Origin of the sequence: Mycobacterium colombiense (assembly GCF_001672755.1) — a bacterium.
In the GTDB taxonomy this organism is placed as follows: Bacteria; Actinomycetota; Actinomycetes; order Mycobacteriales; family Mycobacteriaceae; genus Mycobacterium; species Mycobacterium colombiense_C.
The window spans coordinates 1-25573 of record NZ_LZKI01000053.1 but is presented as its reverse complement, the minus strand read 5'-3'; the positions used below and the strand labels follow the sequence as shown (position 1 = coordinate 25573).

The 25573-nt window shown below is 68.4% G+C and carries 25 protein-coding genes and 1 pseudogene; 17 read left to right on the top strand and 9 right to left on the bottom strand.

The features are described from left to right. A pseudogene (locus A5708_RS07155) lies at positions 1-401 on the top strand (metallopeptidase family protein); the annotation flags it as partial. Positions 402-407: 6 nt separating this feature from the next. Further along, positions 408-599, top strand: a complete 192-nt coding sequence (locus tag A5708_RS07150) for a hypothetical protein (RefSeq protein WP_065027954.1) — start codon at positions 408-410, stop codon at positions 597-599. An 8-nt stretch (positions 600-607) separates the two neighbouring features. Here the strand turns inward: A5708_RS07150 and A5708_RS07145 are convergent, their stop codons facing one another. Both A5708_RS07145 and pheA read right to left on the bottom strand, forming a co-directional pair. After that, positions 608-1294: a histidine phosphatase family protein gene (locus A5708_RS07145; protein ID WP_065027959.1), complete on the bottom strand. Its 687-nt coding sequence runs from the start codon at positions 1292-1294 to the stop codon at positions 608-610. Further along, positions 1291-2232 (bottom strand): prephenate dehydratase, encoded by a 942-nt coding sequence (gene pheA / locus A5708_RS07140; RefSeq protein ID WP_065027953.1) that lies wholly within the window; start codon positions 2230-2232, stop codon positions 1291-1293. Before pheA ends, A5708_RS07145 begins: the two co-directional genes overlap by 4 nt. Before the next feature lie 89 nt (positions 2233-2321). On the opposite strand from pheA, the gene A5708_RS07135 reads away from it, so the two are divergent. Continuing rightward, entirely contained in the window at positions 2322-3116 is a 795-nt protein-coding gene (locus tag A5708_RS07135; RefSeq protein ID WP_065027952.1) for a DUF2470 domain-containing protein, read from the top strand. Positions 3117-3168: 52 nt separating this feature from the next. Next, on the top strand, positions 3169-4371 hold the full coding sequence (locus tag A5708_RS07130; protein ID WP_065027951.1) for an LCP family protein: 1203 nt from the start codon (positions 3169-3171) through the stop codon (positions 4369-4371). A gap of 8 nt (positions 4372-4379) precedes the next feature. Here A5708_RS07130 and A5708_RS07125 read toward each other — a convergent pair whose 3' ends face one another. Then, positions 4380-5204, bottom strand: a complete 825-nt coding sequence (locus A5708_RS07125; RefSeq protein WP_065027950.1) for a glycerophosphodiester phosphodiesterase — start codon at positions 5202-5204, stop codon at positions 4380-4382. 4 nt (positions 5205-5208) lie between these two features. Continuing rightward, complete coding sequence (locus A5708_RS07120) at positions 5209-6255, bottom strand: DUF4328 domain-containing protein (RefSeq protein WP_081292847.1); 1047 nt, start codon at positions 6253-6255, stop codon at positions 5209-5211. A 481-nt stretch (positions 6256-6736) separates the two neighbouring features. Between A5708_RS07120 and A5708_RS27160 the strand changes: the two genes are divergently transcribed. The 10 genes from A5708_RS27160 (at position 6737) to rraA (ending at position 13212) form a co-directional block, all read left to right on the top strand. Beyond that, a complete protein-coding gene (locus A5708_RS27160) occupies positions 6737-6892 on the top strand; it encodes a hypothetical protein (protein WP_196772557.1) in 156 nt (51 codons plus the stop codon). 148 nt (positions 6893-7040) lie between these two features. After that, positions 7041-7664, top strand: coding sequence for a superoxide dismutase (locus tag A5708_RS07115; protein WP_065027948.1), 624 nt, complete (start codon positions 7041-7043; stop codon positions 7662-7664). Between the two features lie 197 nt (positions 7665-7861). Next, the gene (locus A5708_RS07110) at positions 7862-8395 is read left to right on the top strand and encodes a peptidase (RefSeq protein WP_065027947.1); all 534 of its coding nucleotides are present in this window, start codon (positions 7862-7864) and stop codon (positions 8393-8395) included. 252 nt (positions 8396-8647) lie between these two features. After that, entirely contained in the window at positions 8648-9349 is a 702-nt protein-coding gene (locus A5708_RS07105) for a TMEM165/GDT1 family protein (protein ID WP_065027946.1), read from the top strand. Positions 9350-9763: 414 nt separating this feature from the next. Continuing rightward, positions 9764-10162, top strand: a complete 399-nt coding sequence (locus A5708_RS07100) for a hypothetical protein (RefSeq protein ID WP_007771864.1) — start codon at positions 9764-9766, stop codon at positions 10160-10162. Between the two features lie 132 nt (positions 10163-10294). After that, positions 10295-10951: a DUF6474 family protein gene (locus A5708_RS07095; protein ID WP_065027945.1), complete on the top strand. Its 657-nt coding sequence runs from the start codon at positions 10295-10297 to the stop codon at positions 10949-10951. A 28-nt stretch (positions 10952-10979) separates the two neighbouring features. Further along, complete coding sequence (locus A5708_RS07090; RefSeq protein WP_065027944.1) at positions 10980-11648, top strand: YcnI family protein; 669 nt, start codon at positions 10980-10982, stop codon at positions 11646-11648. Beyond that, positions 11645-12145 (top strand): copper resistance CopC family protein, encoded by a 501-nt coding sequence (locus A5708_RS07085; protein ID WP_065027943.1) that lies wholly within the window; start codon positions 11645-11647, stop codon positions 12143-12145. The genes A5708_RS07090 and A5708_RS07085 overlap by 4 nt, the downstream gene beginning before the upstream one ends. A 112-nt stretch (positions 12146-12257) precedes the next feature. Continuing rightward, positions 12258-12701, top strand: coding sequence for a nucleoid-structuring protein H-NS (locus A5708_RS07080; protein ID WP_065027942.1), 444 nt, complete (start codon positions 12258-12260; stop codon positions 12699-12701). A gap of 25 nt (positions 12702-12726) precedes the next feature. Further along, the gene (gene rraA / locus A5708_RS07075; protein WP_065027941.1) at positions 12727-13212 is read left to right on the top strand and encodes a ribonuclease E activity regulator RraA; all 486 of its coding nucleotides are present in this window, start codon (positions 12727-12729) and stop codon (positions 13210-13212) included. Between the two features lie 4 nt (positions 13213-13216). Here the strand turns inward: rraA and A5708_RS07070 are convergent, their stop codons facing one another. Next, positions 13217-14686: a flavin-containing monooxygenase gene (locus tag A5708_RS07070; RefSeq protein ID WP_065027958.1), complete on the bottom strand. Its 1470-nt coding sequence runs from the start codon at positions 14684-14686 to the stop codon at positions 13217-13219. Positions 14687-14763: 77 nt separating this feature from the next. Here A5708_RS07070 and A5708_RS07065 point away from each other — a divergent pair, with 77 nt between their 5' ends. Further along, positions 14764-15402 carry a TetR/AcrR family transcriptional regulator gene (locus A5708_RS07065; protein WP_065027957.1) on the top strand — a complete coding sequence of 213 codons (639 nt, stop codon included), beginning with the start codon at positions 14764-14766 and terminating at the stop codon, positions 15400-15402. 30 nt (positions 15403-15432) lie between these two features. Continuing rightward, on the top strand, positions 15433-16641 hold the full coding sequence (gene dinB / locus A5708_RS07060; RefSeq protein WP_065027940.1) for a DNA polymerase IV: 1209 nt from the start codon (positions 15433-15435) through the stop codon (positions 16639-16641). On the opposite strand, the gene A5708_RS07055 is transcribed toward dinB, so the two are convergent. Together A5708_RS07055 and A5708_RS07050 are read right to left on the bottom strand one after the other, a co-directional pair. Continuing rightward, complete coding sequence (locus A5708_RS07055) at positions 16638-17645, bottom strand: PHP domain-containing protein (protein WP_065027939.1); 1008 nt, start codon at positions 17643-17645, stop codon at positions 16638-16640. The genes dinB and A5708_RS07055 overlap by 4 nt on opposite strands. A 75-nt stretch (positions 17646-17720) precedes the next feature. Then, positions 17721-18155 carry a hypothetical protein gene (locus A5708_RS07050; RefSeq protein ID WP_065027938.1) on the bottom strand — a complete coding sequence of 145 codons (435 nt, stop codon included), beginning with the start codon at positions 18153-18155 and terminating at the stop codon, positions 17721-17723. 51 nt (positions 18156-18206) lie between these two features. Between A5708_RS07050 and A5708_RS07045 the strand changes: the two genes are divergently transcribed. Further along, the gene (locus tag A5708_RS07045) at positions 18207-19058 is read left to right on the top strand and encodes an LLM class F420-dependent oxidoreductase (RefSeq protein WP_065027937.1); all 852 of its coding nucleotides are present in this window, start codon (positions 18207-18209) and stop codon (positions 19056-19058) included. A gap of 393 nt (positions 19059-19451) precedes the next feature. On the opposite strand, the gene A5708_RS07040 is transcribed toward A5708_RS07045, so the two are convergent. Both A5708_RS07040 and gltB read right to left on the bottom strand, forming a co-directional pair. After that, positions 19452-20918 carry a glutamate synthase subunit beta gene (locus tag A5708_RS07040; RefSeq protein ID WP_065027936.1) on the bottom strand — a complete coding sequence of 489 codons (1467 nt, stop codon included), beginning with the start codon at positions 20916-20918 and terminating at the stop codon, positions 19452-19454. Next, positions 20911-25494 carry a glutamate synthase large subunit gene (gene gltB, locus A5708_RS07035; protein ID WP_065027956.1) on the bottom strand — a complete coding sequence of 1528 codons (4584 nt, stop codon included), beginning with the start codon at positions 25492-25494 and terminating at the stop codon, positions 20911-20913. Before gltB ends, A5708_RS07040 begins: the two co-directional genes overlap by 8 nt. Between the last annotated feature and the right edge of the window lie 79 nt (positions 25495-25573).

The window sequence follows — 25573 nt, the reverse complement described above, 5'->3', positions numbered from 1 at the left end:
GCAGCCGGCCGCACCGCGATCATCACCGGCGCGTCGCGCGGAATCGGGCTGTCGATCGCCCGAGCTGGCGGCCGCCATGGACAACGTCGTCGTACTGGTCGAAGGCCGCCATCCCGAGGACGCCGAACTGCTCGGGCTGTACGAGGGGGTGGCGCTGACCGAACGCGACTCCGACTACTTCGGCTCGTTGCCGGATGCCATCACGATCTACCGCGAGGCACTGCTCGACGTGTGCGAATCCGAGGACGAGGTCGTCGAGGAGGTGGCCATCACGGTGATCCACGAAATCGCTCACCACTTCGGCATCGACGACGACCGGCTGCACGAGCTCGGCTGGGCCTGAGAACCTCGCACGCCCCGGGCGCGGCATCCCGGATTTGTCCGCGCCGGGTGCTATGAACTCAGCTATGAGCACTGACTGCCGCGACTGCCGGGCAGGCTTGGATCACTGTCACGGCACCATCATTCGCCACGCACTGCACCGGTCGGAGTGCACGGAGCCGGACTGCTTCACCCCTGAGTTGCTGCCGCACGCCTTCGTCATCGACTGCGACGCCGTCGGCTGCACCTGCACCGAGGTAATCGCGCTGGCCGTCTGACCGAGAGGTCAGCCCATCGGATCGCCGCTTGACCGCACCGCGTCCGCGACCGGCGTCGCCTCTTCCTCCGGGTAGAACGGCGGCGTCAAGGTTCCCCAGCGCACGCAGCTCCAGCGCCCGTCGGTGATCGGTGTCAACGCCACCGATTGGGTGTTGTCCAGATGGTTGTCCAGCGCGAAGTCGGCCTCCACCCCGGCCAGCACGGCGGCGGCCAGCCGGATCGCCGCGCCGTGGCTGACGAGAACGATGTCGCCGTGGAAGTCGTGGTTGTCGAGATAGCGCAGGCGCAGGTCGGTGAGCACCGGGACGTACCGGTCCAGCACCTCGCTGCCGGTTTCGCCACCGGGGAGCGCGACGTCGAGTTCGCCGCGGTGCCAACGCTCGTAGATCGCGTTGAACTCGGCGACCGCGTCGTCGTCGTTGCGGTTTTCCAGCCGCCCGACCTGGACCTCGTGGACGCCCGGCACCTCGATGGGCGGCATCTCGACCTGGTCCCCGATCACGGCGGCGGTCTGCAAGGCCCGGGTGGCCACCGAGTGCGCGAGCATCGCCGGCCGTCCCGACCCGCGGGCGAACGCGCGAGCCTGGTCGCGGCCCAACGGGGTCAGCTCCGCCCCCGGCGGCCGCGTGTCGAGCCGGCGCTCGACGTTTCCGAATGACTGGCCGTGTCGCACCAGGATCAGCCGCCCGCTCACCGCTGCCACCCCCGCTCGCCGGGCTCCCCGTCCCGCAGCTGCGCCAGCCAGCGCGCGCCCTCGTCGGCCGACGGCGGCAACGCTCCGGCGGGTGAGCCGGTGGGCCAGGACCCCAGGTATCGCACATCAGCACAACGACGGTGCAGCGCCTTGAGTGCCTCGGCGACGGCGTCGTCGTCAATGTGGCCGACACAGTCGGCGAAAAACCGGTAGGTGCCGAGTCCGGTTCGGGTCGGCCGGGATTCGATGCGCGTCAGGTCGATGCCACGGACGCCGAATTCGGCGAGCGCGGCCAGCAACGCGCCGGGCGCGTTGTCGATGCGCAGCACCACCGAGGTGCGGTCGGCTCCGGTGCGGGCCGGCGGCGCCCCCGGCCGGCCGACCAGAAGGAAGCGGGTGCGGGCGTTGGATTCGTCGACGACGCCCTCGGCCAGGGTGTCCAGCCCCCAGCGGGTGGCGGCCAGCGGCGAGGTCACCGCGGCGTCGACGTGTCCCTCGGCCACCTGCTGGGCGGCCTCGGCGTTGGAATACGCGGGCCGCAGCTTGGCATCGGCCAGATTGGCGGCCACCCACTTTCGCACCTGGGCCGCCGCCACGCCGAAGGCCGCCAGCGTCCGCACGTCCGCCGCGCTGCGGCCCGGTTTGACGACGATGCTGAACGCGACGTCCAGGGTGGTTTCGGCGAACACCTGCAGGGGTGAGCCGATGGCCAGGCTGTCCAAGGTGGGCGTCACCGAACCGTCGATCGAGTTCTCGATCGGGACGCAGGCGTAGTCGACCGCGCCGGCGCGCACGGCGTCCAGCGCCGCGGAGGTGCTTTCGACGGGCGAGGGTTCCACTCCTCCGCCTTGCCCGGGTACCAGGCCGGCGGCGGTGATCTGTCGCAGCGCCGCCTCCGTGAACGTCCCCTCCGGACCGAGGTAAGCAATGCGGGCCACGTCCCAACCCTAGCGGCGTGCAGGCCAGGAAACCCTTGCGACGCCACCGCCCGTGAGTTAACTTAGGCTTACCTAATCGAAGGATGAGAATGGTGTTACCGCTGAGCTGCCCCGCCCCGACCACCGCCGAACGCATTCGCAGCGCCTGTGTCCGCGCCAGTGGAGCGCTGCTGGCCATCGAGCATGACGACCCGGTCGCCACCCCGGTGCATCACCTGATGCGCGACGGATCCGTCGCGCTGGCGGTCCCCGTCGAACGGGCAGGCGAGCTCGAACGCCCCATCTCGGGGTCCCAGGCGCTGCTCGAGCTGACCGACTACGCGCCGCTTCCGCTGCGGGAACCGGTCCGTTCGCTGGTCTGGGTTCGCGGGCACCTCGAGGAGGTGCACCCGAGCGAGATCCTCGACACCCTCGACCTGATCGCCGCCGAATGCCCTAATCCGGCGCTGCTGGGCGTCGACACCCCGCGCTGTGCACCCGCCAACGGCCATGGACCGCGCTACACGCTGCTGCGGCTCGAGATCGCCTCGGTGGTCGTCACCGACGCCACCGGCGCGGAGCCGGTCAGCGTGGGCGACCTGCTGGATGCCCGGCCCGACCCGTTCTGCGCGCTCGAGTCGAGCCTGCTGTGGCACCTGGACACCGCCCACAGCGATGTCCTGGCGCGACTGGTGTCCAGGCTGCCGGCGCCGCTGCGGCGCGGCCACGTGCGACCGCTGGGCCTGGACCGCTACGGCGTCCGGTTCCGTGTCGAGGGCGATGACCGTGATCACGACGTCCGGCTGCCCTTCCACAAACCGGTCGACGACATGACCGGCCTCAGCCAGGCCATCCGGGTGCTGATGGGATGCCCGTTCATCAACGGACTTCGCGCGCGCGGGTAGCCCGATCGCGCCGTACCGGCACGCCCGAGCGCCGGGCACGTACGTTAACCGGGTGAACGGCGACCGCTCATCGCAACGCCGGCGGCCCCCCGGGGGGAGCCCGCCCGCACCGCCGCGTCCCGGACAACCGCGTCCGGAGCCGCCGCAGGTGATCCGCCGCCCGGGCGGCCCGCCGGTATCGCCGACCGCGCAGACGCAGCCGCTGCACCACCCGACGCCCCCCGCCGCCGCTGCCCCGGCATCCCGTGTTCCGCCGCCCCGGCCGCGGGCGCCGCGCACGTCCCGCAGGCGGCGCCGGTTCCGCTGGGTCCGCACGGTGGTGTCGGTGCTGCTGGTGGGCCTCCTGCTGATCGGCGCGGGCATCGTCGCGGGGGCGGCGTGGTTCGACAACAAGCTGCACCGCGAGCAGGTGCTCGCCGACTACCCCGACCGCCCCGCGGCCGGGGTGGGCGCCAACTGGCTGATCGTCGGGTCGGACAGCCGCCAGGGGCTCAGCGCCGAGCAGCAGCAGGATCTGGCCACCGGCGGCGACATCGGTAACGGCCGTACCGACACGATCCTGCTAGTTCACGTGCCGGGCGTCGGCGCCGCAGTGCCGACGACCATGGTGTCGATACCGCGTGATTCCTACGTGCCGATCCCGGGTCACGGCAAGGACAAAATCAACGCCGCGTTCGCGATGGGTGGCGCGCGGCTGCTGGTCCAGACGGTGGAGCAGGCCACCGGGCTGCGCCTCGACCATTACGCCGAGATCGGGTTCGGCGGGTTCGCCGCGCTGGTGGACGCGCTCGGCGGGGTGACGGTGTGCCCCAAGACGGCGTTCAACGATCCGTTAGCCGGCATCGAGCTGCCGGCGGGTTGCCAGACCCTCAACGGCCGCAACGCGCTCGGCTATGTCAGGTCGCGCGACACCCCGCGGGCGGATCTGGACCGGATGGTCAATCAACGGCAGTTCGTGGCGGCGCTGCTGCGTCGGGCCGCCAGTCCCGCGGTGTGGCTCAATCCGTGGCGCTGGTTTTCGGTGCCGCGCGCGGCCGCCGACGCCCTGACCGTCGACCGGGGTGACCACGTCTGGGATCTGGCCCGGCTCGGCTGGGCACTACACGGGTCGACAACCACCATGACCGTCCCGATCGGCCAGTTCACCAGCGGTGACGCCGGGTCGGTGGTGGTGTGGAATCACGACGAGGCCGCGCAGTTGTTCCAGTCGTTGGCGTCCGACGCTCCCTTACCCCCATCGGACGAACAGCAATAGCGGTCGGCCTAACCGCCGCCCTCGCCCGCGCGGTTGCCGTGCAGCCAGGCCTTGGTGCGGCCCGGATGGTGGGTGGCGAGCCAGGCCACCCCGACATCGCGGCAGAAGTCGATGTCTTCGTAGTCGTCGACGTTCCAGCAGTAGACCGCCCTGCCCTGGGCGATGGCGCGGTCGGCCAGTTGGGGATATTCCTTCAGCGTGGTGAGCGAGGGCCCGACAGCAGTTGCGCCGATGGCGGTGGGCGCGCCGCTGGTCAGATAGCGCGCGGTCTTGCCGAGCAGCACCGTCGGCAGCAGCGGCGCTGCCCGCCGGATCCGCCAGACCGCGGACGCCGAGAACGACATCACCACCGCGCGGGACCGGTCCGCCGAGGCGGGCGCGGCGATGCCGAACCGGTGCAGCGACGCCAGCAGCTTGGTTTCCACCAGCGAGCCGTACCGGACCGGGTGCTTGGTTTCGATGAACAGCTTCACCGGCCGATGCCAATCCAGCACCAGCGACATCAGCGCGTCCAGCGTGAGCAAACTGGTGTCGCCGTGCGCGCCGTCTTCTCGCCAGCTGTCGTGCCACGCGCCGTACTCGAGTTCGCGCAATTCGGCGAGGGTCATCGTGCTGACCAAGCCGGCGCCGGTCGAGGTGCGGTCCAGCCGGCGGTCGTGCACGCACACCAGGTGGCCGTCGCGGGTCAAGCGCACATCGCATTCCACGCCGTCGGCGCCTTCTTTCAGCGCAAGGTCGTAGGCGGCCAGCGTGTGCTCGGGCCGCGCGGCCGACGCGCCGCGATGGGCGACGACATAGGGATGCCCGGCGAGCACCTCGTCGGCCCACGTCATACCCCTATGCTGCCGGGTCCTGCCCCTTCAACTCAACTGGGGCGGCCGACGCCGGGGCCGCGCGCCCGTCGTCGGGAACCGCGACCCAGCGATGCGCGGGCCGGGCGACGGGTTTGCGCTGGAATCCCTCGAAGACACGGGTGGCCGCGGCCAGCGTGGCGGCCGCGAACAGATACGCGAAGACCATCAGGACGGTGTTGTTGGCGATGCCTTGGGCGTCGGTGGCGAAGCTGGTCGCGATGGCCGCGATGGACACGGCGTAGCTGCACACCCACGCGCCCCACCACTGAAGGATGTTGCGCCGCTGCCGGGCGTAATGCTCTTCGAGCAGCGCCAGCTCGATCACGTACACCGGGGCCCAGAGCAGGTTGGCCAGCGGCACCACGCAGCCGGCCCACAGCGCACGAGTGGAGCGCTGCTCGGGCAGACCATGATGGGCGAACACGGCGGCGCGACGGGCGATCATCCAGCGGATCAGCGCCACGCCGGAGGCGATCAGCGCGGCCCACGCGCCCACGCTGGCGAGCACGCCGAGCCAGTCGGCCCCGAGGGCCACCCACGTGTTCAGCAAGCTGTTTCGGTTGACCACCAGCAGCAGGTACCGCACCACGTACACCAGGGCGGCGATGCTGAGCACCAGCACGCTGACGAAGGACGTGGTGCGGACGATCTGCGCCGGCGGCCCCGGGTGCGCGGCTGCTTCCGCGGCCGCGGGCGCCTGCTCGACCCGGTCGGACAAGCCCCACCGCGGTATGACGGCGTACCGCGGCGTAGGCCCGAGGGGACGGCGGCCGCGTCGTGTCGGCGGCGCGGCGCCCGGCCGTACCGCAATCCAGCGGTAGCCGGGCGGCAGTCGCGGCGGCGTGCGCTGCCACCCCGTCGTCGCCGAGCGGCGAACCTGCGTCGGGGCGGCGGGCGCACCCCATCGCGGGTCGGCCGGCGGGGCGTCCTGCGCGGGCGCCATCAGGGCCCCGCGGCAGCGCGGACACCATTCTCGTTGTCGGTCACGCACGTTCCAGCGCGTGCCGCACTGGGAGCACACCTGGATCACCGGACCAGACTAACGCCGCCCCCCGGCGGGCCGAGGGACACCGGGCCGGGCGCCGCGCGGGACCCGCGATCGGCGCCCATCCGAGCGGGCTCGGGCAACCGACGGAGGCGCCAACGACTATCCACAGTTTCCACAGGTTTATCCACATACACCCACTGGGTATAGAACGCATCACTACAGCCTCTGGCGGCTGACCGTGGTGTAACTGTGGATAACACCCCGGAATCGCAGGCATGCCATCGACAGCCCGAAACCGGTCGTTGAGCGAAACGAATGGCGTCACTGAACACCCTCACCCACCGCGCGTCGTCCGACGATGCATGCCGCGGCCGCACTGGACGTTCAGCGCCTTGCCCCCTCGCCCACCCCAGCTCAGCGCCGTATTTCTCAAGCTCGCCACAAAGCGCTATGATCGCGTTCGCGAAAAGTGTTTGTGACTCACCTCACTGACGCGAGGTGACCGGGGGGTGAAAGGCGATTGATGGCCACGCATTCGTTCGGTCCGGGTTCATCGGGCCCGTCGAAGTCGTACTGCGGCTCGCCGGCGTGGAATCACAGCTACAGCATTGCCGCGCTGCGCGCCGGGTTGATCGCCTTGGCGTTGCTCGCGGTGCTCGCGGTCATCGTCTTGTCTTGAAACGCCGCTGAGCGGGTACCCGCGTTCCGGCTCACAAGGGTCATTCTTGCGGAGCGCGCGGTCATGGAGCAGGGTTGATAACGGTCGGCCGCCGTGAGGCGACCCCGCGCGACTGAGCGTCAAGACGATAATCGAAGAAAGGAATGCCGTGGCTGAATACACCCTGCCCGACTTGGACTGGGACTATGCAGCGTTGGAACCGCACATCTCGGGGCAGATCAACGAGATCCACCACAGTAAGCACCACGCCACGTACGTCAAAGGCGTGAACGACGCTCTGTCCAAGCTCGAAGAGGCCCGCGCCAACGAGGACCACGCTGCGATCTTCCTGAACGAAAAGAACCTCGCCTTTCACCTGGGCGGCCACGTCAACCACTCGATCTGGTGGAAGAACCTGTCGCCGGACGGCGGCGACAAGCCGACCGGCGAATTGGCCGCGGCGATCGACGACGCATTCGGATCCTTCGACCGATTCCGCGCACAGTTCAGCGCGGCGGCCAACGGGCTGCAGGGCTCGGGCTGGGCGGTCCTGGGTTACGACACCCTCGGCAGTCGACTGCTGACCTTCCAGCTCTACGACCAGCAGGCCAACGTTCCGCTCGGCATCATCCCCTTGCTGCAGGTCGACATGTGGGAGCACGCCTTCTACCTGCAGTACAAGAACGTCAAGGCGGACTACGTCAAGGCGTTCTGGAACGTCGTCAACTGGGCGGACGTGCAGAAGCGGTACGCAGCCGCGGCCTCGAAAACTCAGGGCCTGATTTTCGGCTGACTTTCATTTCGATCGGCAGGGGCGTCGCGCGGTTGCGCGGCGCCCCCGTCGTTTGTCCGACCCTTGATCGACCGCGTGACAACGATTGCGCCCCGGACCGTGTCAATGTTGCACGGCGCCTAAGCCGCAGGCATGCTTAATTATTCGGACTTACCAGTGTGGTTATTCCAAGTGGAGGCGTCGCGCGGAGGTCGAAAATGGAAACAGGGGCGGATCGGCCTATCGGGGTTTCCCCGTTCCATTCACGTGGCGCCTTGAAAGGATTCGTGATCTCCGGGCGGTGGCCAGATTCGACCAAAGAATGGGCCCAGCTGCTCATGGTCGCGGTCCGGATCGCATCCTTGCCCGGATTGCTCTCCACCACAACGGTCTTCGGAGCCCGCGAGGAACTGCCGGACGAGCCCGCGCCGGGCACGGTGGGACTGGTGCTGGCCGAGGGCACGGTTTTCGGTGATTCAGCCATTCAGCCGGGCTATTTCGCAGAGCATCAGCCGCCGGCATTACTCATGTTGCACCCTCCCTCGGAAACCACGCCGTCACTGCCGGAATGCAACGGGGCGGCATCCGGGTGCGTATTGCTGCCCGGATTGCCCTATCTCGGACTCGAGCATCGGGCGGCGTGGGTGGAAGCGGAAGCCGACGGCACCATCACCTCGATGGTGAGCCGGGTCGGTGTCGACCCGATCAGCCACCCCGATACGGCAATACTGGCAATGCTGCTCGCCGCATAAGCGAAATGCCCGAGCACAGTTCGGGTCTCGAATCCCAGAAATGCGGCTGGCCGAAATCCGTTGTCGCGCTGGCGGACGCCGAATGGGCCCATTAATCTGGGACCGTTAGCGAAGGGGAGTAGCCCCCAATCGTCGAGTCGACATACTGGCGCACAGCCCGGCCGGCGAACCGGTTCACCCGGTGGGCGAGACCTTCGACCGGAGTTCGACGACTTCCGCGGCCGTCGACGACGCGTCGAAAGGTCCCCCAACATGCTCGCCGCCACCCTGTTGACCCTGGGAGTGGTGTTCGTCGCCGAACTCGGTGACAGATCCCAGCTGATCACCATGACCTACGCCTTGCGCTACCGGTGGTGGGTGGTGCTGACCGGGGTGGCGCTCGCCGCGTTCGCGGTGCACGGGGTTTCGGTGACGATCGGACATTTCTTGGGCGCTGCCCTGCCGGCCCGGCCGCTGGCCTTCGCGTCGGCCCTCGCCTTCCTCGCGTTCGCGGTGTGGGCCTGGCGCGAGGGCGCGGCCACCGACGGGACGGTGTCGCAGCCGCGCGAACCGCGATTCGCCTTCCTCACCGTGGTGTCGTCTTTCGCGCTCGCCGAGATGAGCGACAAGACCGCCCTGGCGACGGTGACGTTGGCCAGCCACCACGACTGGGTCGGGGTGTGGATCGGCTCGACGCTGGGCATGGTGCTGGCCGACGGTCTGGCGATCGCCGCGGGACGGCTGCTGCATCGGCGCCTGCCGGAAAAGCTGCTGCACGTCGCCGCCAGCCTGCTGTTCGCAACGTTCGGGTTGTGGATGCTGTTCGACAGCGCCTTGGGCTGGCGCTGGGTTGCCGTCGCCGTGACCGTCGCCGCGGCGATGACCGTTGCCGCAATCGCGGTCGCGCAGACGTGGCGGGGCCGCAGAACCGTCACGGCAAATCGGCGCCGGACCACCGCAAACCGGCTAAGTTAACGCCCCCTCGACCGCTGGTGTCCGGGAGCCGTCTGCCGGGCAGCGCGGCAGTCAACGGGGCCGTTTTCGCACTCGGCAGCAAAGGGTGTGCTCAATCGGCCCGGCTCGCCGGCCCGTTGCGGTGTGATTTCCCAGCACGACCCGGCATATTATCGCGCCCGTCAGCAGGCCGTCCGCCCGCCACTTCGGAACGCATGTCCAATTCTGCGGATAACCTGTGAGTTTCACCGATTTAGTAGACACCCCAGCGAATCAGTTAGACGCTCGTCAAGTGGGGAGGTGGCGGGCGTCAGCTATGCCGGTCGGGAATCCCCTGGGGTTTGCACCTGGTTAGGGTCACCAAGCCTCGCTACCATGATCAGCAAATACACCTAGGTAATAGTTCACTTCTACAGCCCAGTGGAGGTCATATCAATGAGCACGACGTTCGCTGCTCGCCTGAACCGCCTGTTCGACACGGTGTATCCCCCCGGACGCGGTCCGCACACCTCCGCGGAAGTGATCGCGGCGCTCAAGGCGGAGGGCATAACGATGTCGGCTCCGTACCTCTCTCAGCTGCGTTCCGGCAACCGCACCAACCCGTCGACGGCGACCATGGCCGCTCTCGCCAACTTCTTCCGAATCAAGTCGGCCTACTTCACCGACGACGAGTACTACGAGAAGCTCGACAAGGAGTTGTCGTGGCTGGCCACGACGCGCGACGACAATGTGCGCCGCATCGCGGTGCGCACGGCCGAGCTGTCCCCCGAGGCGCAGCGTGAGGTCATGGAACGGGTCAACGAGTTGCGTCGGGCCGAGCACCTGGACGCCTGACGTCCGCGCCTCACACCGGCCGCCGGGCCTGCCCTGGAGGGCTGCCGCCCGCCCATTCCGATTAGGGTTGGCTCAGCGGATCGCGCAACCGCGAGAGCGATAGTCCACGAGATAACCGGGAGGCGGCCGGGAATGGGCCTGTTCCGCAAGCGAAAGAGCCGCGCGACGCGTCGCGCCGAAGCCCGCGCGATCAAGGCCCGCGCGAAGCTCGAGGCCAAGCTGGCCGCGAAAAACGAGGTTCGCCGCGCCAAATCCGCACAACGGGCGGAGAACAAGGCGCTGCGCGCGCAGATCAAGGCCCAACGCGACAGCGACCGCAACGCGCTGAAAGTCGCCGAGGCCGAACTCAAAGCCGCGCGGGAGGGCAAGATCTTCTCACCGACACGAATCCGCCGGGTGTTGACGGTGTCTCGGCTGCTCGCGCCGATCCTCACTCCGCTGATCTACCGCGCGGCCGTCGCGGCCCGCGCGCTGATCGATCAGCGTCGCGCCGATCAGCTCGGCATTCCGCTGGCCCAGATCGGCCAGTTCTCCGGCCATGGGGCCGAGTTGTCTGCCCGCATCGCCGGGGCGGAGAAGTCGTTGCGGATGGTTCAGGACAAGAAGCCCAAGGATGCCGAGACCAAGCAGTTCGTCTCCGCCATCGCCGAACGGCTCAGCGATTTGTCGGCGGCGGTCACCGCCGCGGAGAACATGCCGGCCGCGCGGCGGCGCGCGGCCCACGCCGCGATCTCGTCGCAGCTTGACGGGATCGAGGCGGACCTGATGGCCCGCCTCGGCCTGAGCTGATCACCCGCACGGAAGGCAGCGCCCCCGCATGGCAACTCCCGACAGGTGGATCTCGCGCACCCTGATCGCGGTCACCGCGGCCGCCGCCCTCTATCTCGGATCGGCGGCCCAGACCCCCGCCGCCTGGGCGCACGTGCACGCCAGCAGCGACAACGCGGTGCGCGGGGCCATGGCGATCGTCACGTTCCAGGTGCCCAACGAATCGAACACCGGGGCGCTCACCACCGCGCTGACCGTCACGCTTCCCAACGTCGCATCGGCCCGCACCGAAAGCCTGCCGGGTTGGACGGCGAAGCTCGACCGGGACGCCACGTCGGGCACCGTGCGCTCGGTGACGTGGACGGCCAACCTCACCGGCGGGATCGGGCCAGATCAATTCGGGCTGTTCCGGCTGTCGGTGAAGCTGCCCGACACCGATACCGTCAGCTTCCCCGCCACGCAGACCTACGCGGACGGAACCTTCGTGAAATGGGACCAGTCGCCGCTGCCCGACGGGAGCGAGCCGGAGCACCCGGTGCCCATGCTCACCCTCGCCGCCGGCCCCTCGGGCCCGCACCAACATCACGGGCCACCCTCGTCCGCGCCCGCCGCCGCACGGTCGAACGCGGCCGACAACGCCGCCCGGCTGCTGGGCGGCGCGGCCCTGGTGGTCGCCGCTGCCGGCGTCGCGATCGCGCTGATCCGCCGACGGACATGAGGCGCCTGGCGCTCGGCGCGTGCGTGGGCCTCATGTTCACGATCGCCACGCTGACCGCACCGGCCGCCGGCGCGCACGCCACCCGCGTCTCCGCCGATCCCGCGGCCGATGCCGTGCTCGCGGCCGGCCCGCAGCGGGTGAGCGCCACCTTCAACGAGCAGTTGCAAACCACGTTCGCGGCCATGACGGTGGTCGGGCCCGACGGCAACGTGTGGTCCACCGGAGAGCCCACGGTGCAGGGCGCGGTGGTCGGCATCGCCCTGCGTGCACTCGGGCCGGCCGGGACGTACACGGTCAACTACCGGGTGACGTCGGCCGACGGCCATGTGGTGTCCGGATCCTGGTCGTTTCGGCTCACGGTGCCCGGCACCGGCACGCCCGGTCCACCCGTGGCCGGCCCGGACGGCGGCGGCGCGCTCCCGGTGTGGCCATTCGTGGCGGTCGCGGTGGTTCTCGTCGCCGCCGGTACGTGGTGGGCGGCGCGGCGCGGGCGGTGAGAGCGGGGCCGCCGACCGGTGCCGGAGGCGCCGCGACGCCTCCTGGCATGATGGGACCTTGAACCCACTGAGCTAGGCGAACGACGACACAGGAAGCTCAAGGAGCGGCCGCATGGCAGACCCGCAGGACCCGACGAACAGCGCACCCGACGGCGCCGGCACTCCGCCGGAGAAGAAGCCGCCCGCCAAGGCGGCGAAAAAGATCGCAAAAGCGCCGGCCAAAAAGGCACCTGCGAAAAAGGCGCCCGCCAAAAAGGCGCCGGCCAAGAAGGCACCCGCCAAGAAGGTGCCGGCAAAGAACGCCGAACCCGCGCCCCCTAAACCACCCGCCGCGCAACCGCTCGACGTGCAGCAGCGGGCCGAAACCAACGGCGACCTGACGGCCGCCGCCAAAGATGCTGCCGCACAGGCGAAATCCACCGTGGAGGCCGCCAACAACCCGGTCTCTCCCGCGATCCCGGGCCCGGCGGTGGGCCAGTCTCCAGTGCCGCTGATCGTTGCCCTGGCCGTCAGCCTGCTGGCCATCCTGCTCATCCGCCAGCTGCGTCGCCGCTGAGCGGCAAGCATCTAACGTGGCAGAAGTGACGGTGTCATTCCGGCCGACGGCCGACCTCGTAGACAGCATCGGCCCCGACGTACGCAGCTGCGACGTGCAATTCCGCCAGTTGGGCGGGCGGGCCGAATTCGCCGGGCCGATCAGCACCGTGCGGTGCTTTCAGGACAATGCGTTGCTGAAATCGGTGCTCTCGGAACCGGGCGGCGGCGGGGTCCTGGTCATCGACGGCGACGGCTCCCTGCACACCGCGCTGGTCGGCGACGTCATCGCCGAGCTGGCCCGGTCCAACGGCTGGGCGGGGCTCATCGTCAACGGCGCGGTGCGCGACTCGGCCACGTTGCGCGACATGGACATCGGCGTCAAGGCGTTGGGCACCAATCCCCGCAAGAGCACCAAGACCGGTGCCGGCGAGCGCGACGTCGAGGTCACCCTGGGCGGGGTGACGTTCGTGCCGGGTGAGATCGCCTATAGCGACGACGACGGGATCGTCGTCGTCGCCGTGGGCGAGTGATTCGCTAAACCGCTACCGGGGCAGGCTTTTTCGCGAACTTCAAGCCTTCGTCGTCGACCCTGCCGCGCCGGATCGTGCGCATGTCGATGAAGTAGTTCTGCTTGAGCCGCCACGGCGCGCGCGACCCCGACTTGGGCAGCAGGTGCATCGAACGCCTGAAGTAGCCGGGGGTGAAGTCCATGAAGGGTAGCTCGTCGATGTCCTTGCCCGGATGCTGCGGCTCCACGAAGTCAAAACCGTTGGTATCCATGTAGTTCAGCAACCGGCAGACGAACTCGGAGACCAGGTCGGCCTTCAGCGTCCAGGACGCGTTGGTGTAGCCGAAGGTGATGGCGAAGTTCGGCATGCCGGAGAACATCAGGCCCTTGTAGGTCATCAGTGAGGTCAGGTCGACGTCCTCGCCGTTGCGGGTCGGCTGCACGCCGCCCAGCAGCTGCATGTTCAATCCCGTTGCGGTGACGATGATGTCGGCAGCCAGTTCCTCACCCGAGGTGAGCTTGATGCCGGTCTTGGTGAACCGGTCGATGGTGTCGGTGACGACGTCGGCCTTGCCGTGCCGGATGGTCCGGAAGAAGTCGCCGTCGGGGGCCAGGCACAACCGCTCGTCCCAGACGTTGTAGCGCGGGCCGAAGTGCTTTTCGACGTCGTAGCCCTCGGGCAGGCGCCGCTGCGCCATCGTCATCAGCGTCTTGCGCATGTAGCCCGGGGCCTTACGGGACAGCTGGTACTGGAAGGTGCTGAACGCGATGGCTTTCCAGCGGTTGGCCATGTGCGCGAGGTGGTCGGGCAGCAGTCGGTTGGCCTTCTCGGCGAACGGATCGACCCCGGGCAGCGAGCCGATGTAGGTCGGCGAGCGCTGCAGCATCGTCACGTGACCCGCGCCCGAGTTCACCAGGGCCGGAATCAGGGTGATCGCGGTGGCACCGGAGCCGATGACGACGATCCGCTTGCCGGCGTAGTCGAGGTCCTCGGGCCAGTGCTGCGGGTGGACGATCGTTCCGCCGAAGTCGTTCGAGCCCGGGAAGGTCGGCGAGAACCCCTCGTCGTAGTTGTAGTAGCCGGTGCAGGCGAACAGGAACGAACAGGTGATCTCGCTCTGCCGGCCGTCGCTCTCGACGGTCACGGTCCAGCGGTTGTCGGTGTCGGACCAGTCGGCGGCCACCACCCGATGCCGGTAGCGGATATTCGGCTCGATCTTGTTCTCGACCGCGGCCTCCTTGATGTAGGCCTTGATCGAGGCCCCGTCCGCGATCGACTTCGCCGAGCGCCAGGGCTTGAACCGGAAGCCCAGGGTGAACATGTCCGAGTCCGACCGGATGCCCGGGTACTTGAACAGGTCCCATGTCCCGCCCAGGTCGGCGCGGCGTTCGAGGATGGCGTAGCTCTTTGTCGGGCAGCGTTCCTGCAGGTGCCAGGCCGCGCTCACGCCGGAGATACCGGCGCCCACGATGAGGACGTCAAGATGCTCAGTCATGACGGCCACGCTATCAACACCGTGTTGAACTAGTCAACACCGTGTCGAAACTTTCGACAACGTGTAAAGTGGCGGCCGTGACTACCGTCGGTTCCGCCCGCACCCACCGAGGCAGGCGTTCGGCGCGCCCGTCCGGCGACGACCGTGAACTGGCCATCCTGTCCACCGCCGAGCAGCTGCTGCGGGACCGCCCGCTCGCCGACATCTCCGTCGACGACCTGGCCAAGGGCGCCGGCCTGTCCCGGCCGACGTTCTACTTCTATTTCCCGTCGAAGGATGCGGTGCTGCTCACCCTCTTCGAGCGCGTGATCATGGAGGCAGACTCCGCGCTGGAGACCCTGGTCGCCAACCCGCCGGCCGACCTGAAAGCGTTGTGGCGCATCGGGATCAACGTGTTCGTCGAGACCTTCGGGGCGCATCGCGCGGTGTCACTGGCCGCCGACGCCGCGCGCAGCAACAAGGACGTCGACGACCTGTGGTCACGCTTCATGGAGAAATGGGTCGACCACATCACCACCGTGATCGAAGCCGAGCGCGCTCGCGGCGCCGCGCCGGTGACGCTGCCGGCCCGCAACCTGTCCGCGGCGCTGAACCTACTCAACGAAAAGGTCATGCTGAGCGCGTTCGCCGGCGGGCGACCGTCGGTGCCCAGCGAGCAGCTGCTCGACACGCTGGTGCACATCTGGGTGAGCAGCGTCTACGGCGACGCCTGCTGACGACCGCTTGTCGGCGCCCTGTGCGAACATATGTTCGTGCGGTGCGATGCGTCCATCCTGCACGCGGACCTCGACTCCTTCTACGCGTCCGTCGAACAGCGCGACGACCCGACCTTGCGTGGCCGCCCGGTGATCGTGGGCGGCGGTGTGGTGCTGGCGGCGAGCTACGAGGCCAAGGCCTACGGCGTACGCACCGCCATGAGCGGATCCCAGGCCCGGCGGTTGTGCCCGCAGGCCGTCGTGGTGCCCCCGCGGATGAGCGCCTACTCGCACGCCAGTGACGCCGTCTTCGAGGTGTTCCGCGATTGCTCCCCGATCGTCGAGGCGCTGTCGGTGGACGAGGCCTTCCTCGATGTCGGCGGCCTGCGCCGGGTCAGCGGCACGCCGGTCGCGATCGCCGAGCGCCTGCGGGCGGACGTGCGCGACCGCGTCGGGCTGCCGATCACCGTCGGCGTCGCCCGCACGAAGTTCCTCGCCAAGGTCGCCAGCCAGGAGGCCAAGCCGGACGGGCTGCTGCTGGTGCCGCCCGATCAGGAGCTGACCTTCCTGCGGCCGCTGCCGGTGCGCCGGCTCTGGGGTGTAGGCGCGGTGACGGCCGAGAAGCTGCGCGCGCACGGCATCGTGACCGTCGCCGACGTCGCCGAGCTCAGCGAGTCCGCGCTGGCCTCCATGGTCGGCGGCGCGATGGGTCGCCAGCTGTGGGCGTTATCGCGCAACATCGACCGCCGGCGGGTGACCACCGGCGTCCGTCGCCGATCCGTCGGCGCGCAGCGCGCTTTGGGCCGCGCCGGAAACACCATGTCGCCCAACGAGATCGACGCCGTGGTGGTCAACCTGATCGACCGCATCACCGGTCGCATGCGCGCCGCCGGGCGCACCGGTCGCACGGTGGTGCTGCGGCTGCGGTTCGCCGACTTCACCCGCGTGACCCGGTCGCACACCTTGCCGTGGGCCACGTCGTCCACCGCGCCGCTGTTGGCCGCCGCGCGCCGGCTGGTCGCCGACGCCGCGCCACTCATCGCGCAGCGTGGCCTGACGTTGGTCGGGTTCGCGGTGTCGGGCATCGACCGCAGCGGCGCCCAGCAGCTGATGCTGCCCTTCGGCGAGCCGAAGCATCCGGGCGACGACATCGACGCGGCCATCGACCGGGTGCGCCGCCGCTACGGCAAGTCGGCGCTCACGCCCGCGGTGCTGCTGGGCCGCGACCCTGGCTTCGAAATGCCGCACCTACCGGACTAATTGGCGCCGGTCCACTCCAGCAGCCGCTCGGCCGGCCAGGTGTTCACGATCCGGTCGACGGGGACGCCCGCGTCCAGCGCGCGCTGGGCGCCGTAACCCAGGAAATCCAGCTGGCCGGGCGCGTGGGCGTCGGTGTCGATGGTGAACACGCACCCGATCTCCAGCGCCAGGTTCAGCAGCCGGGTCGGCGGATCGCGGCGCTCGGGCCGGGAGTTGATCTCCACCGCGGTGCCGTGATCGCGGCACGCGGTGAACACCGCCTCGGCATCGAATTTGGATTCCGGCCGGATGCCGCGATTCCCCGACACCAGCCGGCCGGTGCAGTGACCCAGCACGTCGGCGTGCGGATTGGCCACGGCGCGCAGCATGCGCCGCGTCATCGCCGGGGCATCCATCGACAGCTTGGAATGCACGCTGGCCACCACCACGTCGAGGCGCTCCAGCAACTCGGGTTCCTGATCGAGGCTGCCGTCGTCGAGGATGTCGACCTCGATCCCGGTCAGGATGCGCATCGGCGCGAACTTCTCCCGCAGGCCGTCGATCACGTCGAGCTGTTTGCGTAACCGCTCCGGCGAGAGGCCGTTGGCGATGGTCAGCCGCGGCGAGTGGTCGGTCAGCGCGCAGTACTCGTGTCCCAGCGCCGCCGCGGACGCCATCATCTCCTCGATCGGCGCCGAGCCGTCCGACCAGTTGGAGTGCAGATGCAGGTCGCCGCGCAGCGCGGAACGGATGTCGCCGCCACCGAGATCCTCGGCGGTGGAGCGCAGTTCGACCAGCAGGTCGGGTTCGCGACCGGACCACGCCTGGTCGATGACCTTGGCCGTTTTGGGACCGATCCCCGGCAGCGACTGCCAGCTGTTGGCCTGGCCGTGACGCTCCCGGCTCGCCTCGTCGAGGCCCTCGATGATGTCGGCCGCGTTGCGGTACGCCATCACGCGCCTGGGGTCGTGGCGGCTCCGGTCCTTGAAATAGGCGATCTGCCGTAACGCCGCTACCGGATCCATGACCCCAGTCTGCCCGCGCGGTGATTGCAAGCGCGGCGAAGGCGGGCGCCGCAGGTCACCGCGAGACCTCACGGCTCACCAGAACTGGCCGGCGACGAACCCGGCGAGCAGCACACCGAACCCGCCGATCTCCCCGGCGATCAGCAACGCCATCGCCATCGCGGTTCGCCCGTCGGCGTTCTCGAACTGGTTGACGGTGTCACGCCGCGCCCCGTGGACGATGTAGGCCAGGATGGCCGCCACGAAAAAGAAGACGACCACGCCTGCGGCCGTCAGGTTCACCCACACCGGCCAGGCGCTCAGTTGCACGAAGACCGCGAGCAGCAGCGTCGCGAACGAATACAGCAGCGCCGCCCGGTGGGCGATGTCGACGTAGGGATGCGCAAGGTGATTCTCGGACGTCATCATCTCCCGGTATTTCCACACGCCCAGGATCAGCGCGAGCAGGAAGATCAGGCCCGCCGCCAGCAGGGTGATCTTGGTGTCTGTTCCGAGGGAGTCACAAGTCATCGCGGGCTTGAGTTTAGTTGCCCTTCATAAACACCGGCTAACGTCGTTGGCATGCGATTCGCGTTCAAGACTTCTCCGCAGAACACCACCTGGGCACAGATGCTGGCCGTCTGGCAAGCGGCCGATGACATCGAGGTCTACGAGTCCGGGTGGACCTTCGACCACTTCTATCCGATCTTCTCCGACAGCAGCGGGCCCTGCCTGGAGGGCTGGACGACGTTGACCGCGCTCGCGCAGGCCACCAAACGGCTGCGGGTGGGCACCCTGGTGACCGGGATCCATTATCGCCATCCCGCGGTGTTGGCCAACATGGCGGCCGCGCTCGACATCATCTCGAACGGGCGGCTCGAACTGGGCATCGGCGCCGGCTGGAACGAGGAGGAGTCCGGCGCCTACGGCATCGAGCTGGGCAGCATCAAGGAACGCTTCGACCGTTTCGAAGAGGCGTGCGAGGTGCTGACCAGCCTGCTCAGCCAGGAGACCACCGATTTCGACGGCAAGTTCTACCAGCTCAAGGGCGCGCGCAACGAACCGAAGGGTCCGCAGCGGCCGCACCCGCCGATCTGCATCGGCGGCAGTGGGGAGAAGCGCACCCTGCGCATCACCGCCCGCTACGCCCAGCACTGGAATTTCGTCGGCGGTCCGCCCGACGTTTTCGCCCACAAGCGTGACGTGCTGGCCTCGCACTGCGCGGACATCGGCCGCGACCCGAAGGAGATCACGCTCTCCGCCCACCTGCGGCTGGAGCCGGATCTCGATTACGGGAAGGTCATCGCGGACGCCGCCGGGCTGGCCGCCGAAGGCTTAGATCTGGGCATCGTCTACCTGCCGCCGCCGCACGACCCGGCTGTGCTGGAGCCGCTCGCCGAGGCGATCCGCGACTCGGGTCTATGGGACCGGTGAGGCCGCTTTCGGGGCGCATCCCGGGTCGGCCAGCGACAATCCCGCCGGGCGCACTCTGAGCAAACCCGCCGTACGCCGGTAAGGACGTCGGCCTGGCGATCACGCACCGAAGAGCAGCAAGTCCTGGGCGGTTACCAGACGCTCGTGCTTGGCGGGAAACTCACGACTTTTCACCGGGTGACGCAACCATGACCAGGCGATTCGCCCCATCCGTGTCCGAGGTAATGGGTGAATATGCACAAGAATCTCTCCTGCGATCGGTCGTTCAACCGGGAAACCGGCGTGACCCCCATGTGAGCGGGCTCACAACGGGTTATTAGACACCCAGCGCCTGGCAAACAGTGGGAGACTCGCCGAGCGAGGCCGTGCGTGTTTCTGGTGTGACTGGTGTTACTACTGCAGCGGCGCCGCGGTGGGCCTGACCGGCGCTGGCAGCGCGGTCGACCCCATCAGGAATCGGTCCGCCGCGGCCGCGGCGGCCCTGCCCTCAGCTATCGCCCAGACGATCAGCGACTGGCCACGCCCCATGTCACCGGCGACGAAGACGCCCGGCACCGACGTGTCGAAATCGGCGCCGCGGGCGACGTTGCCGCGCTCGGTGAGCTTCACCTCGAGGTCGGTGAGCAGCCCCTCCTTCTCGGGCCCGACGAATCCCATCGCCAGCAACACCAGGTCGATCTCGAGTTCGAACTCGGAGCCCTCCACCTTGACGAACTTGCCGTCCTGCATGGTCACCTCGTGCGCCTTGAGCGCCGTCACGTGACCGTCTTCGCCGACGAATTCCTCGGTGTTGACCGAGAACACCCGCTCGCCGCCCTCTTCGTGCGCCGAGGAGACCCGGTACATCAGCGGGTAGGTCGGCCACGGGGTGGACGGGGCGCGCGTCTCCGGCGGTCGCGGCATGATCTCGAACTGGTGGATGATCGTCGCACCCTGGCGATGCGCGGTGCCCAGGCAGTCGGCCCCTGTGTCGCCGCCCCCGATGATGACGACCTTCTTGTCCTTGGCGGTGATCGGCGGCTCCCCGTCGGGCCCGAGCACGTCGTCGCCCTCCTGCACGCGGTTACCCCACGGCAGGTATTCCATCGCCTGGTGGATCCCGTCCAGCTCACGGCCGGGGATCGGCAGATCACGCGCGGCGGTGGCACCGCCGGCCAGCACCACGGCATCGAAGTCGGCGCGCAGTTGCTCGGCGGTGATGTCGACTCCGACGTTGACCCCGGCCCGGAATTCGGTTCCCTCGGCCCGCATCTGGTCCAGCCGGCGGTCCAGGACGCGTTTTTCCATCTTGAATTCCGGGATGCCGTAGCGCAGCAGTCCACCGATGCGATCGGCCCGCTCGAACACGGTGACCGTGTGGCCGGCGCGGGTCAGCTGCTGGGCGGCGGCCAGACCCGCCGGCCCGGAACCGACCACGGCGACCGTCTTTCCGGTCTTCGCGTCCGGCGGCAACGGTCGCACCCAGCCCTCGTCGAAGGCCTTGTCGATGATCTCCAGCTCGATCTGCTTGATCGTCACCGGATCCTGGTTGATGCCGAGCACGCAGGCCGGCTCGCAGGGAGCGGGACACAGGCGCCCGGTGAAGTCCGGGAAATTGTTGGTGGCGTGCAGCCGCTCGATGGCGTCGCGCCACCGGTCCCTGCGCACCAGGTCGTTCCACTCCGGGATCAGGTTGCCCAGCGGACAACCGTTGTGGCAGAACGGAATACCGCAGTCCATGCAGCGGGTCGCCTGCTCGCGCAGGGTCTCGTTGTCGAACTCTTCGTAGACCTCACGCCAGTCGCGCAACCGAATCGGGACAGGCCGACGCTTCGGCAGTTCCCGATGCGTGTATTTCAGGAAGCCGCTCGGATCAGCCATGCGCGGCCGCCATGATCGCCTTGTCAACGTCGACGCCGTCGCGCTCCGCTTCGGCGATGGCCTGCAACACCCGCTTGTAGTCCCGCGGCATCACCTTGGCGAAGTGTCGCTGGTGTTGCGGCCAGTCGGCCAGAATGCGCTGGCCGACAGCCGAATCGGTGGCGTCAACGTGTGCCTGAATCATGCCGTGCAACCACTCGTAGTCATCTTCATCCAAGCTCTCGAGCTCGACCATCTCCGCGTTGAGATTGCCTGGGAATTCGCCTTGCGGGTCGTAAATGTAGGCCACGCCGCCGGACATGCCCGCCGCGAAGTTACGGCCGGTGCGACCGAGGACGACAACCTTGCCGCCGGTCATGTACTCGCAACCGTGGTCGCCGACGCCCTCGACGACGGCGTGCGCCCCGGAGTTACGGACCGCGAACCGCTCGCCGACGACGCCGCGCAGGTACGCCTCGCCGCTGGTCGCGCCGAACAGGATCACATTGCCGCCGATGATGTTGTCCTCGGCGACGTAGTCCTGGGGCGCGTCGTCCGACGGCCGGACCACGATCCGCCCGCCCGACAGGCCCTTACCGACGTAGTCGTTCGCGTCGCCGTAGACGCGCAGCGTGATGCCTCGCGGTACGAACGCGCCAAAGCTGTTGCCCGCCGACCCATCGAAGGTGATGTCGATGCTTCCGTCCGGCAACCCTTTTCCGCCATAGGCTTTGGTGACCTCGTGGCCGAGCATGGTGCCCACCGTGCGGTTGACGTTGCTGATGGTCGTGGAGAACCGCACCGGCTTTCCGGAGTCCAGGGCCTCGCGGCTCATCACGATCAACTGCTGGTCCAGCGCCTTGTCCAGGCCGTGGTCCTGGCGCGAGCTGCAGTACAGGTCCTGGTTCATGAACGCCGATTCCGGCTCATGCAGAACCGGGGCCAGATCCAGCCGGTGCGCCTTCCAGTGGGCCCGCGCCAGCGTCATGTCCAAGGACTTCACCTGGCCGACGGCCTCGTTGAGCGTGCGGAAGCCCAACTGCGCCATGTATTCGCGGACCTCTTCGGCGATGAACATGAAGAAGTTCTCGACGAATTCGGGCTTGCCGGTGAAGCGTTCGCGCAGCACCGGGTTCTGGGTGGCCACCCCGACGGGGCAGGTGTCCAGGTGGCAGACCCGCATCATGATGCAGCCGGAGACCACCAGCGGCGCGGTGGCGAAGCCGAATTCCTCGGCGCCCAGCAGCGCCGCGATCATCACGTCGCGCCCCGTCTTGAGCTGACCGTCGACCTGGACCACGATCCGGTCGCGTAAGCCGTTCAGCAGCAAGGTCTGCTGCGTCTCGGCAAGCCCCAGCTCCCACGGAGCCCCGGCGTGCTTCATCGAAGTCAGCGGTGTCGCACCGGTGCCGCCGTCGTGCCCGGAGATCAGCACCACGTCGGCGTGGGCCTTGGACACCCCCGCGGCCACCGTGCCGACGCCGTTCTCGGAGACCAGCTTCACGTGCACCCGCGCGGACGGGTTGGCGTTCTTCAGGTCGTGGATCAGCTGCGCCAGGTCCTCGATGGAATAGATGTCGTGGTGCGGCGGCGGCGAGATCAGGCCGACACCCGGGGTGGAGTGGCGAACCTCGGCGACCCACGGGTACACCTTGTGCCCCGGAAGCTGGCCGCCCTCACCGGGTTTCGCACCTTGGGCCATCTTGATCTGGATGTCGGTGCAGTTCGTCAGGTAGTGCGACGTGACGCCGAACCGCCCGGAGGCGACCTGCTTGATCGAGCTGCGCCGCCAATCGCCGTTGGGGTCACGGTCGAACCGCTTGACGTCTTCGCCGCCCTCACCGCTGTTGGACCGGCCGCCGAGCCGGTTCATCGCGATGGCCAGCGTCTCGTGTGCCTCCGCGGAGATCGAACCGTAGCTCATCGCGCCGGTCGAGAAGCGCTTGACGATCTCGCTGGCGGGCTCGACCTCGTCCAGCGGGATCGGGGGGTTGATCCCGGCCCGGAACTTGAGCAGGCCGCGCAGGGATGCCATTCGCTCGCTCTGGTCGTCGACCAGGCGGGTGTAATCCTTGAACACCTTGTACTGGCCGGTGCGCGTGGCGTGCTGCAGCTTGAAGACGGTCTCGGGGTTGAACAGGTGGTACTCGCCCTCGCGGCGCCACTGGTATTCCCCGCCGACCTCGAGCTCGCGGTGGGCCCGCTCGTCCGGCCGATCGAGGTGGGCCAGCGCGTGCCGCGCGGCGACGTCGGCGGCGATGTCGTCCAGGGTGATGCCGCCGATGGGGCAGCTCAAGCCGGTGAAGTACTCGCTGAGCACGTCCTCGGAAATGCCGACCGCCTGGAACAACTGGGCGCCGGTATAGGACGCCACCGTCGAAATGCCCATCTTGGACATGACTTTCAGCACGCCCTTGCCGGCGGCCTTGATGTAGTTGCTCAGCGCGGTCTGGCGGTCGATGCCCTCGATGACGCCGCGATCGAGCATGTCCTCGATGGACTCGAACACCATGTACGGGTTGATCGCCGCCGCACCGAAACCGACCAGCGCGGCCATGTGGTGCACCTCGCGGGCGTCACCGGTTTCCACCACCAGCCCGACGTGGGTCCGGGTCCGGTCGCGCACCAGGTGGTGGTGCACCCCCGCCACCGCGAGCAGCGACGGGATGGGCGCCATCTTCTCGTCGGATTCGCGGTCGGACAGGATGATCACGCGCGCACCGTCAGCGATCGCCGCCGACGCCTGCGCGCGCACCTCCTCGAGCGCGGCGGCCAGCCCGGCACCGCCCTCGGCGACCGGGTACAGGCAACGAATCACCTTGGAGCGCATGCCGTGCGGGCGACCGTTGACCTCGTCCTCCGGGTCGAGGTTGATCAGCTTCGCCAGCTCCCGGTTACGCAGAATAGGCTGCGACAGCGCGATCTGGTGACACGAGCGCTCGGTCGGCGTGAGCAGGTCGCGCTCGCCGCCGGTGGTGCCCTGCAGACTGGTCACCACCTCCTCGCGGATGGCGTCCAGTGGCGGGTTGGTCACCTGCGCGAAGAGCTGTTGGAAGTAGTCGTAGAGCATTCGGGGCCGCTCCGAGAGCACCGCGACCGGGGTGTCGGTGCCCATCGACCCGATCGGCTCGGCGCCCGTGCGCACCATCGGCGCGACCAAGAGGTTGAGTTCCTCGTAGGTGTAGCCGAATGTCTGCTGACGCTTGACCAGTCGGTCGTGGGGCATCCGCTTGTAGTTGCCCTGGGGCAGGTCGTCGAGCGGCACCAGGTTCCTGTCCAGCCACTCCTGGTAGGGGTGCTCGGCGGCCAGCTCCGCCTTGATCTCCTCGTCGGAGACGATGCGGCCCTGCGCAGTGTCCACCAGGAACATGCGGCCGGGCTGCAACCGCATCCGGCGGACCACCTTGGACGGTTCCAGGTCCAGCACACCGGCCTCGGACGCCATGACCACCAGGCCGTCGTCGGTGACCCAGATTCGCGAGGGGCGCAAGCCATTACGGTCGAGCACGGCGCCGATGATGGTTCCGTCGGAGAACGTGATCGACGCGGGGCCGTCCCACGGCTCCATCAACGAGGCGTGGTACTGGTAGAACGCCCGGCGGGCGGGGTCCATCGACTCGTTGCGTTCCCAGGCCTCGGGGATCATCATCAACACCGCGTGGGCCAGGCTGCGCCCGCCCAGGTGGAGCAGTTCGAGCGCCTCGTCGAAGCGGGCGGTGTCGGATGCCCCCGGCGTACAGATCGGGAACAACTTCTCGACGTCGGCTTCCGCCCCGAAGACGTCGGTCTTTATCAGCGCTTCGCGTGCCCGCATCCAGTTCTCGTTGCCGGTGACCGTGTTGATCTCACCGTTGTGCGCGACGCGGCGGAACGGATGCGCCAGCGGCCACGACGGGAAGGTGTTGGTGGAGAACCGCGAGTGCACGATGCCCAGCGCGCTGGTCAACCGATCGTCTTGCAGGTCAAGGTAAAACGCCTTGAGCTGAGGCGTGGTCAGCATGCCCTTGTAGATGAACGTCCGGCCGGAAAGGCTTGGGAAATATACGGTTTCGCGGCCGGGACCGTCCTGGCCCGGGCCCTTGGTGCCCAGTTCGTGCTCGGCGCGCTTACGCACCACGTAGGCGCGGCGCTCCAGCGTCATACCGGACGCGCCCGCCATGAACACCTGGCGGAAGGTCGGCATCGCGTCGCGGGACAACGCGCCCAGCGACGAGTCGTCGATCGGCACGTTGCGCCAGCCCAGCACCGTCAGGCCCTCGGCTTCGGCGATTTTCTCCACCGCGGCACACGCGGTCGCCGCGTCCTTGGCCGACTGCGGCAGGAAGGCGATGCCGGTGGCGTAGCTGCCCTCCGGGGGCAGCTCGAAGTCCACGACCTCGCGCAGGAAGGCGTCCGGGACCTGAAGCATGATGCCGGCGCCGTCGCCGCTGCGCGGCTCGGCGCCCTGGGCACCCCGGTGTTCGAGGTTCAGCAGCGCAGTGATTGCCTTGTCCACAATGTCGCGGCTACGACGGCCGTGCATATCGACGACCATGGCAACCCCGCACGCGTCGTGCTCGAACGCGGGGTTGTATAACCCGACGCGCTTGGGCGTCATATGCACCTGACCCTTCACCTGAACGTTCTGCGCGGCCGTTAGCAGCGGCCCCACCGAGGTCGCACCCGGAGGTTGCGGG